The organism is Clostridioides sp. LIBA-6822 (genome assembly GCF_056688955.1).
In genome coordinates this window covers 1,026,523-1,047,270 of record NZ_CP196995.1, presented here as the reverse complement: position 1 = coordinate 1,047,270, position 20,748 = coordinate 1,026,523, and the positions used below count along the sequence as shown (strand labels likewise).

Annotated in this window: 16 protein-coding genes; 3 read left to right on the top strand and 13 right to left on the bottom strand. The window is 28.1% G+C overall.

Features of this window, described 5'->3' with window-relative positions; genetic code table 11:
* Positions 1-182 precede the first annotated feature (182 nt).
* Positions 183-1,673, bottom strand: coding sequence for a 4Fe-4S dicluster domain-containing protein (locus ACTG48_RS05150; RefSeq protein WP_479918300.1), 1,491 nt, complete (start codon positions 1,671-1,673; stop codon positions 183-185).
* A 466-nt stretch (positions 1,674-2,139) separates the two neighbouring features.
* Between ACTG48_RS05150 and ACTG48_RS05145 the strand changes: the two genes are divergently transcribed.
* Entirely contained in the window at positions 2,140-2,340 is a 201-nt protein-coding gene (locus ACTG48_RS05145) for a cold-shock protein (protein WP_003418660.1), read from the top strand.
* A gap of 173 nt (positions 2,341-2,513) precedes the next feature.
* Here the strand turns inward: ACTG48_RS05145 and speB are convergent, their stop codons facing one another.
* From speB to ACTG48_RS05125, 4 genes are read right to left on the bottom strand one after another with little or no spacing between them, the layout of a single operon-like run.
* Positions 2,514-3,392, bottom strand: coding sequence for an agmatinase (gene speB, locus ACTG48_RS05140; protein ID WP_021383698.1), 879 nt, complete (start codon positions 3,390-3,392; stop codon positions 2,514-2,516).
* The gene (gene speE / locus ACTG48_RS05135; RefSeq protein ID WP_021383695.1) at positions 3,382-4,233 is read right to left on the bottom strand and encodes a polyamine aminopropyltransferase; all 852 of its coding nucleotides are present in this window, start codon (positions 4,231-4,233) and stop codon (positions 3,382-3,384) included. The genes speB and speE overlap by 11 nt, the downstream gene beginning before the upstream one ends.
* Before the next feature lie 35 nt (positions 4,234-4,268).
* A complete protein-coding gene (speD, locus tag ACTG48_RS05130) occupies positions 4,269-4,682 on the bottom strand; it encodes an adenosylmethionine decarboxylase (protein ID WP_003418655.1) in 414 nt (137 codons plus the stop codon).
* A gap of 58 nt (positions 4,683-4,740) precedes the next feature.
* On the bottom strand, positions 4,741-6,216 hold the full coding sequence (locus ACTG48_RS05125; protein WP_479918299.1) for an aminotransferase class I/II-fold pyridoxal phosphate-dependent enzyme: 1,476 nt from the start codon (positions 6,214-6,216) through the stop codon (positions 4,741-4,743).
* Between the two features lie 711 nt (positions 6,217-6,927).
* Here ACTG48_RS05125 and ACTG48_RS05120 point away from each other — a divergent pair.
* Complete coding sequence (locus tag ACTG48_RS05120; protein WP_479918298.1) at positions 6,928-7,362, top strand: MarR family winged helix-turn-helix transcriptional regulator; 435 nt, start codon at positions 6,928-6,930, stop codon at positions 7,360-7,362.
* On the top strand, positions 7,355-8,686 hold the full coding sequence (locus ACTG48_RS05115; protein ID WP_479918297.1) for an MATE family efflux transporter: 1,332 nt from the start codon (positions 7,355-7,357) through the stop codon (positions 8,684-8,686). Before ACTG48_RS05120 ends, ACTG48_RS05115 begins: the two co-directional genes overlap by 8 nt.
* Positions 8,687-8,832: 146 nt before the next feature.
* Here the strand turns inward: ACTG48_RS05115 and ACTG48_RS05110 are convergent, their stop codons facing one another.
* The 8 genes from ACTG48_RS05110 to ACTG48_RS05075 all read right to left on the bottom strand — a co-directional run bounded on the left by ACTG48_RS05110 (position 8,833) and on the right by ACTG48_RS05075 (position 20,166).
* A complete protein-coding gene (locus ACTG48_RS05110; protein ID WP_479918296.1) occupies positions 8,833-10,137 on the bottom strand; it encodes an MATE family efflux transporter in 1,305 nt (434 codons plus the stop codon).
* A 97-nt stretch (positions 10,138-10,234) separates the two neighbouring features.
* A complete protein-coding gene (locus ACTG48_RS05105; RefSeq protein ID WP_479918775.1) occupies positions 10,235-11,029 on the bottom strand; it encodes a MerR family transcriptional regulator in 795 nt (264 codons plus the stop codon).
* A gap of 190 nt (positions 11,030-11,219) precedes the next feature.
* Complete coding sequence (locus ACTG48_RS05100) at positions 11,220-11,858, bottom strand: GntR family transcriptional regulator (RefSeq protein ID WP_021383687.1); 639 nt, start codon at positions 11,856-11,858, stop codon at positions 11,220-11,222.
* A gap of 240 nt (positions 11,859-12,098) precedes the next feature.
* Positions 12,099-13,964 carry a glycoside hydrolase family 13 protein gene (locus ACTG48_RS05095; RefSeq protein ID WP_479918295.1) on the bottom strand — a complete coding sequence of 622 codons (1,866 nt, stop codon included), beginning with the start codon at positions 13,962-13,964 and terminating at the stop codon, positions 12,099-12,101.
* Positions 13,965-13,968: 4 nt separating this feature from the next.
* Positions 13,969-16,389: a glycogen/starch/alpha-glucan phosphorylase gene (locus ACTG48_RS05090; RefSeq protein WP_479918294.1), complete on the bottom strand. Its 2,421-nt coding sequence runs from the start codon at positions 16,387-16,389 to the stop codon at positions 13,969-13,971.
* Positions 16,390-16,402: 13 nt separating this feature from the next.
* Positions 16,403-17,845, bottom strand: coding sequence for a glycogen synthase GlgA (glgA, locus tag ACTG48_RS05085; RefSeq protein WP_021383699.1), 1,443 nt, complete (start codon positions 17,843-17,845; stop codon positions 16,403-16,405).
* Positions 17,846-17,873: 28 nt separating this feature from the next.
* Positions 17,874-19,004 (bottom strand): glucose-1-phosphate adenylyltransferase subunit GlgD, encoded by a 1,131-nt coding sequence (gene glgD, locus ACTG48_RS05080; protein ID WP_021383704.1) that lies wholly within the window; start codon positions 19,002-19,004, stop codon positions 17,874-17,876.
* Position 19,005: 1 nt separating this feature from the next.
* A complete protein-coding gene (locus ACTG48_RS05075; protein WP_021383694.1) occupies positions 19,006-20,166 on the bottom strand; it encodes a glucose-1-phosphate adenylyltransferase in 1,161 nt (386 codons plus the stop codon).
* Between the last annotated feature and the right edge of the window lie 582 nt (positions 20,167-20,748).

The window sequence follows — 20,748 nt, the reverse complement described above, 5'->3', positions numbered from 1 at the left end:
TATAACACAGGCATATACTTTGTTAAGTTATATACAAAATATTATATATGTAATTTTTATTTTAAGTGCATATAGTTTTTGTTTTAAATTACTAAATAACCAAATATATAAATAAAAATAGAGTTGTCCAAAAGTTAAACTGCAACTTAGAACAACTCTATTAATTATATGTATTTCTCTTTTTATTTTTCTAAATTTATTTTACTAAAATCTTTTATCTTTGTATTTGCTAAAACACTCTTCTTAGTTGATTGAGAATTTTTTCTATCAAAAGTGGCTTTAACCTTTGCACCTGATAAGAACTTACCAGAACCATTTATACATCCACCTTCACACATCATTCCTTCTATAAAATTACCTTCTAATTTTCCTAAATTAGCCATAGTCATAGTTTTCTTGATTTCTCTTGAACCAGAAATCTTTACAGGTTCAAAATTAACACCTATACCTTTTTCAGCAAGATAATTCTCTATAGCTTTTGTAAGACCACCAGCAGCTCCAAAACCTCTTCCAAATATTGATGCATCATCTATATCTTCATTTGAACACTTAGCTAAGTCTATATCAAATGCTTCAAATAATGCCATTATTTCTTCAAAAGTCAGTACATAATCCACTGCTCCTTTTAATTCTTTCTTAGCTGCCTCACTTTTTTTAGCTGTACATGGTCCTATAAATACAACTTTAGCATCTGGCTCAAAACTTTTTATAAATCTTCCACTAGCTATCATAGGGGATACTGTAGAAGATATTTTCCCTACATGATTTGGGAATGTCTTTTCTATGTAACCAACAAATCCTGGACAGCAAGAATTTGTCATAAAAGCTTCTCCTTTTTCCATTCTTTCAGCAAACTCTAAACTTTCATGAACTGTAACTGCATCTGCTCCACAAGCTGCTTCTAGTACATCGACAAATCCTAATGATTTTATAGCATTCTTTATTTGACCATATGTAACATTTGCTTCAACTTGACCTGTTATAGCAGGAGCTACTACTGCATACATTTTTTCGTTTTGAACTAATTTTCTAGCTACAGGAGCTATCAAACTTTTATCAGATATTGCTCCAAATGGGCATGCTGACATACATGCACCACAGTTTAAACACTTATCTTCATGTATCATAGCTTTCATATTCTCTCTATCAAATCCTAAGGCATTAGTTGGGCATACACTCTTGCATGGTCTAACAACCTCTGAGATGGCATCATATTGACAAGCTTTTTTACACATTCCACAAGCCTTACATAATTCATGATTTATGTAAGCCATTCCTCCGACATGTGTTATAGCACCAAATTTACAAGCTTCTTTGCATCTATGTGCTAGACAGCCTCTGCAAATATCAGTTACTGTGAATTCATTTATTGGACAACTATCACATGCAGCCTCCAAAATATATATAATTTGTTCATCTTCTCCTATATCCATTGTATCTAAATCTATCTTATCTTGACCTGGCTCTAATCCCATACTTACATTTACTCTCTCAGATATTATAGCTCTTTCTTTATAAACACAACATCTGTATGTAGGTTTCTCACCTTTTATTATTTCATATTGAATATTATCCATTGCTTCTCTTGTAAGGTTATCATCTTTTCCAAGTCTAGCTATTGCAGTTAAAACATCATGTCTTAATTTGTGTATTTGTGTTTCAAATTGAAACATTTTAATACCACCCCCGTAAATGATTTTATACGATACCATTATAACATAATATTTCCTTTTATTAATATATACATAAAATATTATATGTTTAAATTTTATTTTATCGAATATATACAATGTTTTTTCATTTGATTATATAATAATATTGATATTTCTGAAATTTCACTATTTTTATTTCAAATTTTTAATCGAATATATAATATTTTTTATTATAAAATTTAATTACGTTTTTTACTCACATTCCTTTTTATTACATTTTTTGATATTAAATTTATTCCTTATATTCATATTTTTGTACGATTTTATACTACTTATTTTTGCATCATTTAACAATTTTTTTTAAATTCTAAAATTAATTAATCTTTTTAAAAATTTTATTTGCTTTTATTTAAATTTTATGCTATATTAATAGAACAGACTTATTTTTTTAGTTTGTATTTTTTAATAAAGCGGAGGTTTTCTTATAATGAAAAACGGAATAGTAAAATGGTTTAACAATGAAAAAGGATTTGGATTCATATCTGTAGAGGGAGAAGACGATGTTTTCGTACATTTCTCAGCTATACAAAATGATGGATACAAAACTTTAGAAGAAGGCGAAAAGGTTAGCTTTGATATAACTCAAGGTAATAGAGGACCTCAAGCTGAAAACGTGAATAGAATATAATTATTTAATTTAAATATATATATTTTAGAAAAGGAGCTATAGTAGGCTCTTTTTTGTTGTTCATTATACTTATAATACGTTACAAAAACAAGAAGTTACTTTAAAAAAGACAATTCAAAACATCTTTTTAAAATAACTTCTTTTATTATAATATATTACTATCAAAAACTACTCTATTTAATTTTATCAGATATTATTAAGCATAACTCTCTTAATATTTTACAGGCTATAACTGTTGATACACCTGTAGTATCATAATCAGGACTTAACTCTACAATATCACAACCAACGATATTTATATTAGAGTTTTTTATGATTCTAAAAACTTCTTGAAATTCTCTATAATTTATACCACCAGGTTCTGGTGTACCTGTTCCTGGAAATACAGATGCATCTAGTATATCTAAATCTACAGTTAAATAAACGTTCTTTCCATTCAACATATTAATTATATTTTCAAAAGTGTTTATTCCTCCAATTTCCATATATGTATGCTTTTGTTCTGTCGCAAACTTAAATTCTTCTTTTGTACCAGACCTTATACCAAATTGAAATATTTTATTATCTCCTACAACATCCCATACCCTTTTAATTACTGTTGCATGAGAGTTTTTGCTATTATTATACTCTTCTCTTAAATCTGCATGAGCATCAAAATGAATTACATATATATCATTATACTTTTCATACACTGCTTTAAAAGCTGGTAGTGTAACTAAATGCTCTCCTCCAATCATAAATGGAACTTTTGAATCTCTAACAATCTTAGATGTTTCTATATATATTTCTTCTAATACCTTTTCTGTACTTCCTACACTTATTTCTAAGTCTCCATAATCACATATACTGTAATCTTCCAAGTCCAAATCTAAAAACGGGCTATATGTTTCAAGACCATAAAATTCTTTTCTCATATAACCACTTGCAAATCTAGCTCCTGGTCTATTTGAAGTAGTTCCATCGAATCCAACACCAAATACTATAAGATTAGATTCTTCATAATTTTTGTCCATACTCATAAAGGTATTCATGTAATAGAAATTATTGTTCATCTAACATCTCCTTTACATATTGAGGTAACATAAACGAACCTAAATGTATATTACTATTATAATATTTAGTTTTTAAATTTAATTTTTCCCATCCATCCCTATCTTGATTTTTTATTGGACTAAATTTTTTCGAAGCAAAACCAAACAACCAATGACCAGATGGGTATGTTGGTATATGTGCTTGATAGACTTCAGATATTGGAAATATCTCTTTTAACTTCTTATTAGCTCTTTTCATTTCCCTAGCATTAAAATCAAAATAAGGACTTTCACTTTGATTTACCAAAATTCCATCATCACTCAGTATTCTATGGCAATCTGTATAAAAATCAGTTGAAAAAAGACCTTCTCCTGGTCCTATTGGGTCAGTTGAATCTACTATTATCAAATCATAAGATTTATCAGAGGCACATTTAACAAAATTAACACCATCTTCAAAATATAAATTTACTCTTTCATCATCTAATTTGCATGAACATATATCCATATACTCTTTAGATACATCTACAACCATTTTATCTATTTCGACCATATCAATCTTTTCTATTTGTGGATAACGGCTTAATTCTCTTACAGTTCCGCCATCACCCCCACCTATTACTAATACTTTTTTTATGTTTAAATTTGTAGACATAGGAACATGAGTTATCATCTCATGGTATATAAATTCATCTTTATCTGTTACCATCATTAACCCATCTATTGTTAGAAACTTTCCAAATTCATCACTCTCAAATACATCTATTCTCTGAAATTGAGACTTCCCCTCAAACAAATGTTTATTTACTTTTATAGAAAATCTTACATTCTCTGTCCATTCTTCTGTATACCAAAGTTCCATATAGTAATCCTCACTTTCTCTCATATATTCTACATTTATACTGCTTCTGGTTTATGAGTAATCTTACCTAAATCTTTTTTTGAATATTTTTTTATTTTTGTAGTCAAACCTCTTGGAATTTCTGTAGACTCACTTCTTTCTGACTTTAAAAGCTGTTCTAACAATTCAAAACTTTTCCATGGGTCTATATCACCACAAGTGAAAAAATCCGCTGCTGCATAACCATATTCAGGCCAAGTATGTATTGTTAAATGAGATTCTGCAATTATAACGGCACCTGAAACACCCCAAGGATTAAAATGGTGAAATACAGAATCAACGATTGTAGCTTTTGCATTTAATGCTGAATCATTCATAAAATTTTCTATAAGACGTGGGTCTTTGAGTACATTCTCATCACAATTATAATATTCTACTAGTATATGTCTTCCTAGTGTTTCAAATTTCATTTCAATCCCAACTCCTCTACATATTTAATCTATTCTTATCTTTTCTAAATAAATCAATTTATTTTATTACAAGTATTCTATCTAAGTTTTTATCTTGCACATCTGTTAGATATGCATTACTACTTTTTAAGAAGATAATATATTCCATAATTTCTTTTGTTATCAATTCTCCTGGAGCAACAATTGGTATACCTGGTGGATATGCCATTATTGATTCTCCGCAAATTCTATTTATACACGAATCAATTTCTACACTTTCTTTTGGTGCATAAAAAGCTTCTCTCGGATTAAGCTTAATGGTTGGATTTATTTGAACCATATTAAACTCATTTAATGCAGTTTCTTTTCTATAGACCTTTGCAATTATTGAAAGTGCTTTCACTAATCTATCAATATCAGACTTGTTCGTTCCAATAGACACAAGTGCAAGAATATTGTATGAATCTCCTAATTCCACTTGAATTGAAAAATTTTTATACAATAAATCATAGACTTCAAATCCTGTTAAATTTAATTCTTTCACGTTTATACATAGTTTTGTTTCGTCTATAAATTTAGCACCTTTTTGCTTTAGCATTTCAGTAGATAAGACTTTTATTCCATCAATTTTGTTTAATCTAGATTTTGCATACCTAGATAAGTTTAATGCTTTTGATAGTTGCTTTTCCCCATTCTCAACTAGATTTGCTCTAGCACCATCTATACTTGCCATAAGCAAATAAGATGCAGATGTTGACTGTAGCATGTTTATTGATTGAAGAACTTTTTCGAACTTCACATTATCTCTATTCAATAAAAGTGCTGAAGACTGTGTCAATGCTCCTCCAGTTTTATGTATGCTTACGGCTACCATATCAGCTCCCAAGCCTATTGCAGAAGGAGGTAAATCTAAATGGAATGGAAAATGAGCTCCATGAGCTTCATCCACTAGTACCAAAATATTATTTTTATGACATAGCTCTATGATATTTTCAATGTCCGCACAAACACCATAATAAGTTGGATTAAGGAAAAACAATGCTTTTATATCACAATTTTTTTCTATCTCTACTTTAATTTTTTTAAGAGTAATATTTAAACTTATGCCTAACTGTTCATCAAACTCTGGCTGTATAAATATTGGTATTCCTCCACAGAGTATTAGTGCATTTATCACTGATTTATGTATATTCCTTGGAAGTAATACTTTTTCACCTGGTTTTATCACACTTAAAATCATTGCATGTATTGCCTGAGTTGTACCATTGGTTATAAAGAATGCTTCATCAGCGGTATATGCTTGTGCCAACAAATCCTGTGCATTTTTTATAACACTATTTGGAGCAGATACATTGTCCATAGTTGGTGATGAATTTATATCCATTTTCATGAGATTTTCACCTAGATATTTATTTAATATATCTACACCTCTATTTTTTACATGTCCAGGCACATCAAAACAAGCTATATTTTTTTCTGAGTATTCCTTTAAAGACTCTAATAATGGAGCACATTCATAGCTTAATTCAACCGCATTTGCAAACTCACTATCCATGATTTTGAATTCATCCCCTCTCTATATTAAAATAATTATTGTATTTTTATTTATTATTTCTATTTTTTATTTTTACTTTTATTAAACTCATGATATTTATTATATTAATATCCAAGACTTTTTACAAGTGTTTTTTTGGCTCTATCCAAAAACTCACACATTAGTAATGTCAATATTTTTAAACTTTTTTATTTTTTATTGTTTATATTAATTTTTTTTAAAATTAGTATTTATAAACTTTTTTGTTTTTTATTTTTTTAGCATTTCTATTTTTTTGAGATTTACTAAGCTTTTGAGTTTAATATTTTTAAGTTGTAAGTATTTTATTACTAAACTTTTATATTATTCTGATTTCACATGTCAAAATTTCTAGTTTAGTTAGACTAAATAAATTTCCTATTTTTGTATTTTTATTTGCTGTTAAAATTTATTAAATTTTTTTTATTTGATGAAATAAATTCTATTCTTATAAACAAAAACAGATACAAAATTAAGATTATTCACATATGTACTACACTTACTAGGAAAATAACGAAACACAAAAGAAAGATTTACAACGAATAAAAGTGTCTTGATATGACAAAACAACCTTATTTAGAATGACAAATAGTTAAGGAAGATATTTTTTGTTTCTTTTTATTTCTTATTGACAATAGTACTAATTAGTACTATACTACATAAAGTACCGATTAGTACTATTAGGAGGATGTTATGGATATTAGAAAACAAATCAGACTTGTAAACTCTGCTTTAAGCAGTACATTAGATTTATATAGGATATGGGCGAAAAAGAATAAGTTGAATTACAATTCTTTGGTTGTTTTATATACCTTGTACGATTTTAAGACATGCACTCAAAAACAAATATGTGATTGGTGGGCTTTACCTAAACAAACAGTTCATGGAATTTTATTTGATTTTGAAAAAAAGGGCTATATTTTAATTACTCCAAATGAAGAAAATAAAAGGGAACGATTGATTACATTTACACCTAAAGGAAGTGATTTCGCTCGCGAAATATTAAAACCATTACTTCAAATGGAAGAAAATGTAATGGAAGAATTAGGTGAAGAATTGATAAATCAGCTAATTGTGAGTAACACAAAATATTATGAATTACTCAAGGAGGAAATCAATAATGAATAATGTTTTGGCTAAAAAATTTTCCTTTTGTTCATTATTACAATTTGCAATACCTAACATTGTGATGATGATTAGTTTATCTATGTATATTATTGTTGATGGAATGTTTGTATCACGATTAATTGACACAACTGCTTTATCTGCTGTTAATATGTTTTATCCTGCAATATGCTTTGAAATGGCAATCGCAATTATGATTGCAACTGGCGGTAGTGCAATAGTTGCAAGAAAATTAGGCGAAGGTAAACAAAAAGAGGCACAGGAAAATCTTAGTTTTTTAATTGTTATAGAGGTTTTAATAGGAATTTTGATTGCGATTCTAGGGAATGTTTTCATTGATGAAATTATTTCACTTTTAGGTGTAAGTCCCATTCAGTCTCCCTTAACTATCTGTTATGCAAAAATTATATTTTCATTTGCTCCAGCTTTCTTTCTTCAAACAGCTTTTCAAACGTTCTTTGTTACAGTAGGAAAACCAACATTAGGATTAGCCGTTACTTTATTAGCTGGTATTACAAATATTGTCTTAGATTATATTTTTATGGCACCCTTGAATCTAGGTGTAAATGGTGCCGCAATTGCTACAGGAATAAGTTATTGTATTCCTGCAATCGTGGGCTTGTTATTTTTCTTTACATCTAAAAAAAATTCATTATGCTTTGTAAAACCTAAAATGGATTGGCAAGTACTTATAAAATCTTGTACAAACGGTTCATCTGAGATGGTAACAAATTTAGCAAATGCTGTAACAACTTTTTTGTTTAATTATGTTCTATTAAAATTTTATGGAGAAGATGGTGTAGCTTCCATTACAATCATACTTTATTTTCAATATATATTCACTGCTCTTTATTTTGGATATTCTAATGGAATTGCACCTGTCATAAGTTTCAAATATGGAAATGATGACAAAGAGCAGTTACAGAGTATATTTAAAAACAGTATTGTTTTTTTGCTTATAAGTACAGTATTAGCAAACTTTTTGATTCATTTGACAGTAACAAAAGCAATCACAATTTTCACTCCAGTAAATAGTAGTGTTTATGATATTACACTTCATGGATTTTCTATTTACTCCCTATCTTTTATTATTATGGGATTAGGAGTTTTTGCTTCTGCAATGTTTACCGCATTTTCAGATGGAAAGACATCAGCCATTATATCATTTTCAAGAACTTTCATTTTTATTGTAGGTGCTATTCTTATTCTTCCTAATATATTTGGAGAATTTGGTGTTTGGATGGCAGTTCCTGTAGCAGAAGCTCTTGGATTCATTGTGGCAGTATTTTATATATTTAAGAAAAAGGATACCTATACTTATATTTAAATATATCATCAAATAACACATTCCTGTTGAGTGTTGTATGAATTAGGAAATTTTTTATAAAAAATATAAAAGAGTTGAACTTAAAATTTGATTAAAAAGGTCAGCTTTAAGACAACTCTTACTCATATAATTTATAATATTAAATGCTATAAACTTATAGCATTTTTTGTACATTCCTTTATATTCACTGCTTTACTTATAATCAAAACTGTTAAAAGCTCTGAAATAGCCATACTTACCCATATTCCATTTACTCCAAATAATTTAGAAAAAATAATCAATATAATAGGTAAAAGCAAAATTGAACGCAAAGCCCCTATAATATTAGAATGTATTGGCATTTCTATTGCTTGATAATACATAGTTGTTGTTAAATTTTTTCCAATCATAAGGTAAGCTATATTAGCCATATTAAGTGCAATATATGCCATTAAAATAATTTCTTCATCACTTGTAAATACTTTTATAATCTCTCTTCCAAACAAGAAGCACACTATTGTAAATATTACAGACACAAAAATACTCATCTTCGTTGCCATACTATAATAACTTAACATTTTATTACTTTCTTTAGAACCAAAATTATAGCTTATAAGTGGTTGAACACCCAAAGTTATCCCCATTAGGAGATTATAAATATTTGTAGTTATATAGTTTACTACAGCATAAGCTGAAAGACCTACCTCTCCAACTACTCTTGTTAAAACTATATTGTGTGCAAGTATTATAATTGAAAAAGCACATTCTGCAAAAAATGAAGGAAATCCTATTGTAAATAGTTCTTTTAAAACATCTTTTTCTATTTTAACTGAACCAAAAGACAATTTACCTTTCTTAAATACAAAATGAGGTAGCATTATCATTAGTGTTGATAACTGACCTAATCCACTTGCGATTGCTGCACTCTTTATACCAAATCCAAGTTTAAATATAAATATATAATTCAAAGCTATATGAAAAATTGTCCCTGACAAAGTGGCTATCATTGCAAGTTTTGGTCTTCCATCATTTCTTAAAAAGCTACAGAAAACAAGTCCTAATAAGTTTGGAAGACAAAAAACAGCATAAAAGGTTAAGTACTCAGCAGATAATCCAACCAAACTTTCAGTTGCTCCCATAAATCTAACAATATGATTTGAAAAAAGTATACAAAATATTGTAAGAGATACACTACCCAATATTAAAACTTTTATAACTTGCCTAAATATATTTATAGCCCTTTCATCATCTCCAGAACCAAAGTTTTTTGATACTAATGCTCCTCCTCCAACTGCCATTAAACTGGATAACCCTAAAAATACCATAACAAGAGGTACCACTATACTAACAGCTGTAAGTGCTGCATCACCTAGTCCTTTACCCAAAAATATTCCATCTAATATAGTATTAAATGACGATACAAACATAGCAAGAGCTGATGGTACAGCATATTCTAAAAATTTTTTTATCATTATAAATCTCCCCTCTATATATTATTATGATAATTATTATTCCACTATATAAAATATTAATATATCCTCTGAGGGGAGAGTCAAGTTTTTTTGTATACTATTTTTTTCTTATTTCTAACTGAACTAATGTCTTTTCTTTCGAATCTGAGTCTACTCTAGAGAGTATCCATATTTCATTAAAATCACCAACAATTTCTATATTGTTATCCTTAGTATAATCTATTATTTTTTGATAATAATCATATGCATTATTCCAATTATCATCATATAAGATAGTTAGATATTCTCCTTCTGGCAAAATATATTCATTTTCATAATTGTCTCTCCTTGTAAAATCTACTATGTTATCATACAATAATGTATCTCCTTCCTTAATTACTTTTTCATAAGAAATACTACCTGATATTATAGGATAGACATCGTTATACTTATCTTGAATATGTAAAATAACACGTCTAAGATACATCTCAAACTCAACTTCATCTTTTGAATCACACTTATATACACTTACTTTTCTTTCTTTATTGTACTTTATAAACACCTGATTTAAACCGTATTCCAATAATTCATTTACATTAGATTCTATATCATTTAAGTATTTTTTTACATATGACAATTCTTTTATTTTGTTTTCTATCATTTTTTTCTGTTCATTAATTGTATTCAACATAGATTCTATTGAACCATCTGAGTCAATCAATTTTTTTATATCTTCAAGAGTCATCCCCATAATCTTGCAGTACTTAATTACATCTATACTCATAAACTGCTCTCTTGAATAATATCTATATTTATTTTCTTGATTTACATATGCTGGTTTTAGTATACCTATTTTATCGTAATATCTCAAAGTTTTTATTGATAATTCAAAAAGCTTAGATACTTCACCTATTGAAAAATATGTTTTTATATAATCTCCCCCTTTATATTTTGCATTAAAATAATACTATATTACTATACAAACAGCAATATAAAATTAATTATATCTTTAATTAATTTTATGCTTATTTTTTCATTAATAATTACTTAAGAAACAGTAAAATACTATAAAAAATAAAGAGAAGCTTTGTAAAAGCTTCTCTTTATTCCATCTCTGATATCGGTATCGTTTTCCAATGTTCCCTCAAAATTCTTTCAACATTTTCTAAATCATTTTCTCTCATAAATTTGACTACCTCAATATGTTGATTATTACTGTATATCAACATTTTATATAACTCATCTTCATTATTACTAGTATATGACTTTGACATAAAATTATATCTTAAAGAATTCAATAAGTTTATTAACACTTGATTTTCTGATTTAGCTATGTATATATCATGAAATTCATTACTTAATTTTAAATAGTTACTGTAATTTTTATACTTTATAGATATTGTCATCATTTCTGTTAATTCTTCCATTTTTACTAAGTCTGATTCAGTTAAATTTTGTAATGCTGAAGAACCTGCTAACGCATCCAATGCTCCAATTACAGAGTAGGTATCTAGTTTTTCCTTTTCTTGAAATTCTTTTACCACAAACCCTTTATTAGGTATCTTTTCTAGTAAATTTTCACCTGCCAACCTCGTTAGTGCTTCCCTTGCTGGTGTTCTACTAACTCCTATAGAGTTACAAATCTCTGATTCAGTAATTCTCTGATTAGCTTCATACTCTCCATTTTGGATTTTCTTTGATATATAGTCATATACTTGAGTTGTAAGTGGATCTACCTTCATAAGACGTTCCTCCATATTAAGATTATAAAAGTTAAATCTCCCTACAACTTTGGTAGAGAGGTTACGTTTTATCTTACTAATTTATATAATATCACAATTATCAATTTTTTTATACTTCTTTGTAAGATTTTAAAATACTAAAATTTTTATAATAATTTAAACAAAAAATGTAGAAAAAGTTTTGATTTATCAAAACTTTTTCTACATTTTTACTTTCTATTTATATTTTAACTCACATATTTAATTTACACTAAAAACTCCAAATGATTTAGCTTCTAAATCAACTTTCAATTCATTACTTTCAATATTTATTGTATCATTTACATTTTTAGGGCTATATTTTATTGTTATTTCTTCAATAAAACTACCATCTATATTTAATGATATTCTTTCAGTGTTCTCACTTCTATTTACCAAAATTAATATTCTATCATTATTTTCATTAAATCTAATAAAAGCGAATACAGAATCATTTCCAGTATATATAAATTCTGTATCTCCTGAGTTTAAAAGTTTATTTTTATTTCTAATTTTTATAATATCCTTATAAAAACTAAGTATATCTTCATCTTCATTTTTCCATGGATATGTCCTTCTATTATCTGGGTCAACGCCTCCACAAAGACCTGCTTCATCTCCATAGTATATATATGGTACACCCTCAAATGTCATCTGTATAGCTACTGCAAGCTTCATTAAATCCACATCATCACCTAATTCAGTTTTAGCTCTTGTAACATCATGTGTACCAATTAAATTTAAATTAGACTTAAATGATTCTTTTGGATAATGCTCCTTAATCTCCATATATCTATTACAAAGTTCATATGAGTTAATTTCTCCTTTTAGAAAAGAAAACATGTTGTTTCTGAAAGGATATCCCATAACAGAATCTAATTCTTCTCCTAATAGATAACTTCTTCTTTGACCATAACTAATCTTATTTGATGCATCTTCCCAAACTTCTCCTATAAGAATTGAATCATCGTCAGCTTTTTTTAGTTCCTTTTTTAACTCTCTTATAAACTTAGTTGGTAATTCGTCTGCAACATCCAATCTCCAACCCTTAACACCCATATCTATCCACTTATTTATAACACTATCTTTGTCATATATTATATAATCCATATAGGTATTTTCTAATTCATTTATATTTGGTAATGTCTTGACACCCCACCAACTTTTATACTTTTGAGGAAATTCTTCAAACATGTACCATGAATAATATGGAGATTCTTTTGATTGGTATGCTCCTAGACTATTATAGTTTCCATACATATTAAAGTATTTACTATCTGCTCCAGTATGACTAAAAACGCCATCTAATACTATTGATATATCTTTTTCTTTTGCTTTATTGATAAGCTCCTTAAATATATCCTCATCTCCAAACATTGGGTCAATCTTTTTGTAATCTCCAGTATCATACTTATGATTACTAGATGCTTCAAATATAGGGCTTAAATATAATATACTTACTCCTAGTTTTTTTAGGTAGCCAAGCTTATTAATTATACCTTTTAAATTACCACCATGGAAGTCCCATCTTACAATATCACCTTCACTATCCTTTATGTACATAGGTGTATCTTCCCAATTACCATATATAAAGCTATTCTTTTTAGGATTATCAACCTTACCATTTCGGTTACCATTATTAAATCGGTCTACAAATATATGATAAAGTATTCCTTCTTTATACCATGTTGGCACTTTGAAATCTTTATAAACAGTGATTTGATATTTATTAATATCATTATAATTATACTCACAAGAGTATCCATTTTCTCTATTCTTTCCATAAAATACAGTTTTTTTATTACCATCCACTTCAACATCAACTTTAAAATAATAAAAATAAATACCTGTCTCTTCAAGTCTTTCCATCTTGCAACAAAAACACTTTCCAAGTTTGTCATTACCGAATTCTTCATTTAAAGTTATTGTTCTCATTTCTTCTTCTTTATTTATTTCTAGGGAAATAGAATCGACATTATAGCCTTCATTTACTTTAACATAAATTGTCAATTCCTCATCAAATTTTAAAGCTCCAAACGGAGCCTTAAAATTTTTATCCCAAGAGTTATATTCTATTATATCTTGCATCTAATCACACCCTTTTAAACCAAATGTCTTTTGCATATTCAGAAATTGTTCTGTCTGAAGAGAAAAATCCCGAGTTAGCTATGTTAATCAAAGACATTGTATTCCATTTTTCTTTATCTCTATATAATCTATTTATATCAGCCTGAGCTTGACCATAATTTTCAAAATCTCTCAATACAAAATATTCATCATTGTAAGTAGTAAGTGAATTATAAATACTTCTTCCTTCTTCACCTAGATTAGGAATAAATCCATTTATTAAATCATCTACGACTCTTTTTATATTCATATTAGAATGATATAAATCAAGTGAAGAATATCCACCATACTTATTATAATTCAATACTTGTTCTGCACTAAGCCCAAATAAAAACATGTTTTCTTTACCCACTTGTTCACATATTTCTACATTTGCACCATCAAGTGTAGCCAAAGTTATAGCACCATTCATCATAAACTTCATATTACTTGTTCCAGATGCTTCCTTTGTTGTAGTTGAAATTTGCTCACTAACATTTGCTGCTGGTATTATTATCTCTGCTAATGATACTCCATAATTCTCTAAAAATACTACTTTTAACTTGTCCCTTACTCTAACATCATTGTTTATAGTACTTGCAACAGAATTTATAAATTTAATTATACACTTAGCTAAATAATATCCTGGTGCAGCTTTTGCACCAAATATAAAAGTTCTCGGGTCAATATTTAAATTAGGATTATCAAGCAACTCATGATACATATGAAGGACATTAAATATATTCAACAACTGTCTTTTATAAGCATGTAATCTCTTAACTTGAACATCAAATATTGAACTTGGGTCGATATTTAAATCATATTTACCTTTTATAAACTTTGCTAAATTTGCTTTATTATCGTATTTTATATCATCAAGTCTCTGTAAAACAGAAGAATCATTTTTAAATTTTTCAATATTCTTTAATTGTAAAGTATCCTTCTTCCACGAATCACCAATTAAATCTGTAATTAAATTACTAAGTTGAGGATTTGAACTTATAAGCCATCGTCTATGTGCAATTCCATTAGTCTTATTATTAAATTTATTTGGTTCATCTTGATAGAAATCTTTCAATACCTCAGTTTCAAGAATCTGAGTATGAAGCTTAGCAACTCCATTTACACTATGACTTGTGACAATACATAAGTTTGCCATGTTGATGTTATCCCAGTGTATTATACTCATTCTATTTATTCTATCTTGGTCATATCCTTTATTATTTAATTCCTCTACATATCTTCTGTTTATTTCTTCTATTATCATATAAATTCTTGGTAATAGCTCTTTCATCATACTTACAGGCCATTTTTCCATAGCTTCTGACATTATAGTATGATTAGTATAAGATACTGTTTTTTTAGTTATTTGCCATGCCTCATCCCAAGATAAGTCTTCTTCATCAAGCAAAATTCTCATGAGTTCTGGTATACATAAGGTAGGATGTGTATCATTTATATGAATTGCTACCTTATCAAATAAATTGTTGATATCCAATTTGTTCTTTTTATATTTTCTTATTATATCTTGTATACCTGCACTCACAAAAAAGTATTCTTGTTTTAATCTCAATAACTTTCCTGCATAATTTGAATCATCTGGATATAGCACCTGTGATATTTCCTCAGTATAATACTTATGTTTTAAAGCCTCTTCATAACTACCAGAATAATTTAGAGCATTTGAAGTAAGTTCACCAAAATCTCTCTTTGGTATCTCACTTTTAAACAATCTTAAAGTATTTATACATTGATTTTGATACCCAATTATCGGTATATCATAAGGCATTGCCATTACAGGAAGGTAGTTTTTATGTATTACTTTTAAATGACTACCTTCCTTAACTAATTCCACCTCTCCACCAAACTTCACCATTGTTGCTTCATTTGGCCTTACAGTTTCCCAAGCATATCGTCCTTCTGTAAGCCAGTTATCAGGTACTTCTACCTGATAACCATTTATAAATTTTTGTTCAAACAAACCGTATTTATATCTTATTCCATACCCTTGACCACTTATATTCAAGGATGCCATAGAATCTAAAAAGCAAGCTGCTAATCTACCAAGACCACCATTTCCTAAGGCTGGGTCTATTTCAGCTTCAATTAAACTATCCAAATTAATTCCTAATTCTGATAAACCTTCTCTAACTTCTTCTTCAATATTCAAATTTAGTAAATTGGATTTTAATTGTCTTCCTATCAAAAATTCAAGACTAAAATAATAAACTTCTTTTTTCTTGTCTAACTTTGTAGCAACCCATTTTTTTGCTATTTCATCTTTCAGTAAACTACATAGTGCATTTAACAATTGTTCATCAGTAGCTTCCTTGATAGATTGTGCATATAAGCTATACATTTTCACTTCAAATTTTTGCTTGAATTTCTTTTTGCTTATTGTTACCAAAAAAACCACTCCTTTAATCACATATGTCTCTATATGTTTCTATATACTCCTTAGCTGATTTTTTCCAACTATTATCTGTGTTCATTGCATTTTCAACTAATTTCGTCCATTCTTCTTTATCTTTAAACACTTTGATTGCATTTTGCAAACAGAAAAACATCTCATGAGCATTGTAATTTTTAAAACTAAATCCATTACCTTCACCAGTAAATTTATTGTAAGGTATTACAGTATCCTTAAGTCCTCCGGTCTCTCTAACTATTGGTAAAGAACCATATCTCATAGCCAACATTTGCCCTATACCACAAGGCTCAAATAGCGATGGCATTAAGAATATATCACTTGCAGCATATATCTGTTGAGCTAATGATGTATTAAAAGTAATTCTAGCTGATACTTTATCTGAAAAATTAGAGTCATAATAATTGAACATTGATTGATATTGATGTTCTCCTGTTCCTAAAACAACAATTTGTAAGTCTTCTCTCATAAGTTCAGGCATCATATACGCTATTAAATCAAATCCTTTTTGAGAAACTAATCTTGAAACTATTCCTATCAATGGAATAGACGAATCTTTTTTCAACCCTAAAATATCTTGTAACTTCAATTTATTTTCTACCTTTTTATCAATAGAATCTACATCATAGTGAACAAATATGTCTTTATCTTTTGCAGGGTCGTTTAAATCGTAGTCTATACCATTTAATATACCTTTTAATTTTCCTGATTCTTTTCTAAGCAAACCATCTAATTGTTCACCATAAAATGGTGTTTGTATTTCATTAGCATAAGTAGGACTAACAGTTATAATTTTATCTGCAAAATTTATTCCAGCTTTCATAAAGTTTATTGAGCCATAATATTCTATATCTCCATTATCAAAGTATTTTTGAGGTAAGTCCAATATATCATCTAAAACAAACTTATCAAACACACCTTGATATTGCAGATTATGTATAGTATACATAGTTTTTATATTTTTATACCCCTCAAGGGTTGCATATCTCTCTTTTAAAATCAATGGTAACATGCCTGTATGCCAATCATTTATATGTATTACATCTGGATAAAAGTCAATTCTACGTATAGCTTCTAAAACAGCATTTGTAAAGAAAGTATATCTTTCTGCATCATCTCCATATCCATATATACTCTTTCTTTCGTCTTCCCTTCTAAAATAAAATTCATTATCTATAAAGTAAAATTTGACACCATCCAGTTCCATTTCTAAAAGTCCACAATATTGATTTCTCCATCCAACACGTACACTAAACACAGCTATTTCTTTTAGTTGATCTTTTAAATAACTTGGTATAGTTGAATATTTAGGCATTATAACCCTTACATCTACACCTTCTTTTTTTAATTCTTTAGGCAATGCATAAGAAACATCTCCTAATCCTCCAGTTTTTGCAAAGGGCCAACACTCTGCTGTTACATAAAAAACCTTCACTAGTCATTCCCCCTTCTAAAAAATATATTTATATACTTGTATTCTTTTCTACTACAAGAGGATATTTTTCATCTCCTCTTAACTCTTTTCCATTTGATATATTTGTATTTTTATCTAATATTGCATTATATAATTTTACATTTGACTTTATTACACAATTTTGCATTACTATTGAGTTTTCTATAACTGTTCCCTTTTCAACATTGACCTTTCTAAATATAATACTATCTTTTACAGTCCCTTCAATTAGGCAACCTGATGCTATAAAACTATTTTCTACTTTAGCACTATCTGTATAAATTGTAGGAGATTCATTCTTTTCTTTTGTAAATATCTTTCTTTCAGAATACAATAATTCATCAGCAATTTCTAAATTTAATAAATCTTTGCTCATTTCAAAATATGATTCAACAGAATTTACACATTTTAGATATCCTGTATACTCATAAGCTCCTACTTTCATATTTTCTGCTTCTTCAATAATGAATTCTTCTAGATAACAATAATTGCCTTTATTTACAATATTATATATACATTCTACAAAATCTTCACGTTTCATAATATAAGTTTCCATACATATATTTGCTCTAGGGAATTTACCCAAATTATTTCCGACATTTATTACCCTATTGTTACTGTCTAAATTTAAAGTTAAATTACCAGCAAAATCTTTATTTGCATTATTTACATTTTTATATACTATAGTTATATCATTATGAGATTTTTTATGGTATTCTAATGCCTGAGAATAATCTAAATTGCATAGCATATAACTAGGAGCTATTAAAATATATTCTTCTTCACTCTTTTCTATATAATCTAGATTTGCTAAGATAGTGTATATATCACCTTCTCTATGTGAATAAGTATTTCTGTACTTAGTGTTTTCTGGACTAAAAATTGATAAGCCACCTTTTTTTCTACTTAAATCCCAATCTTTCCCACTACCTATGTGGTCTGTCAATGATCTGTATTTTTCCTTTGCGAATATTCCAACTTTAGTGATTCCTGAATTTATCATATTAGATAAAGCAAAGTCTATTATTCTATATCTTCCAGCTATTGGTGTAGATGCTATTGGTCTTCCATAATTAAGTTTGTTTATTGCTGGGTCTCCTTTTTTGTTTAAATTTATTATACCTAAACATTCATTTCTCATCTTAAAGACCTCCTTCTATTAATACGCATCTAGGTTCGATATTTTCATACTCAGAAACTACATTTATTTCATTATTTACATTTTTTATCTGAACATTATCATTTATAGTTGCACACTCACCTATCATAGCTTTTTCTATAGTTACATTTTCACCTATTACAACATTTGGCATTATTACTGAATCAATTACTTTACTTCCTTTACCAACAACAACTCCATGTGATAATACAGAGTTCCCTACTTCACCTAAAATCCTACAACCATCTGCTATCATTGATCTATGAACATTTGCATTTTTACCTATATATTGTGGAGGCATCGCCATAGTATTTGTATATATCTTCCACTTAGGGTCTGCTAAATCAAGTGTTTCTGGAGATTTTATTATATCCATATTGGCATCCCATAAACTTTGTATAGTCCCTACATCTCTCCAATAGCCTTTAAATGGATAAGCATACATTCCAACATTATCCTCTAACATTTTAGGTATTAAATTTTTTCCAAAATCATCATAATTTATTTCTGAATTTTTTTCTGCTTCTTTAAAGTAACTTCTCAACATTTTCCAATCAAATATGTACACTCCCATAGATGCCAAATTACTCTTAGGTTCGCTTGGTTTTTCTTCAAATTCATAGACACTTGAATCTTCATTTGTATTCATTATTCCAAATCTAGAAGCCTCATCCCAAGGAACTTCAATTACTGCTATTGTAGCTTTAGAGCCTTTTTCTTTATGAAACTTTAACATCTTGCTATAATCCATTTTGTATATATGGTCACCAGATAATATCAATACATATTCTGGATTATAAGTATCTACAAAATCCATATTTTGATATATTGCATGTGCTGTACCATTATACCAATTTCCCTCTTTTTCATTCATAAATGGTTGTAAAACATATACACCACCATTTATTCTGTCCAAATCCCAGTGACTTCCCATACCTATATGTGAATTTAATATCAATGGTCTATATTGAGTTAAAACACCAACTGTATCAATACCAGAGTTTGAACAATTACTTAACACAAAATCAATAATTCTATACTTGCCTCCAAATGACACAGCTGGCTTGGCAATTCTCTTTGTAAAAACTCCTAACCTTGAACCTTGACCTCCTGCCAAAATCATAGCTAACATCTCTTTTTTCATTTAATGACACTCCCCTCATCTAGTAATTAATATTTATAATTGCATTTTTACTTTTATAAACTCTATCAGTCAATAAATGCTGTGTATAAATCTTGCTAAAATGATACTTTAATAAAAATAAAATAATACCAACTATACAATTGATATAATGTATACCCCATAATGGACTTATCTACGTATACATTATTTTCCATAAAGACTATAGTATTTATTAATATTCAATTCTCAGTTAAAAAATAATACAAATTTTATTTTATAGACATAAAAAACATTTTTTATAAATCTTTTATATTGTATAAACATACTTATTTTTTATTTATTAAATTCATAATAGTAAAACATAATTCTAATTTTGTAAAATAATTATATAAAAATTTTTAAATAACCACTAGTCAATTTTATCTTTATATTAATATTTATTTTCTTGTCATCTAAACAATAAATTATGAAATTCCAACTCAATTATTAGTTTTCTTAGTAGTATCATTGATACTTTTATAACTATGTATGCTAATAGTACAAATGATTAGTTAAAATCATTCTCATTACCTACATGTTTTATATATTATTATATAACACTTT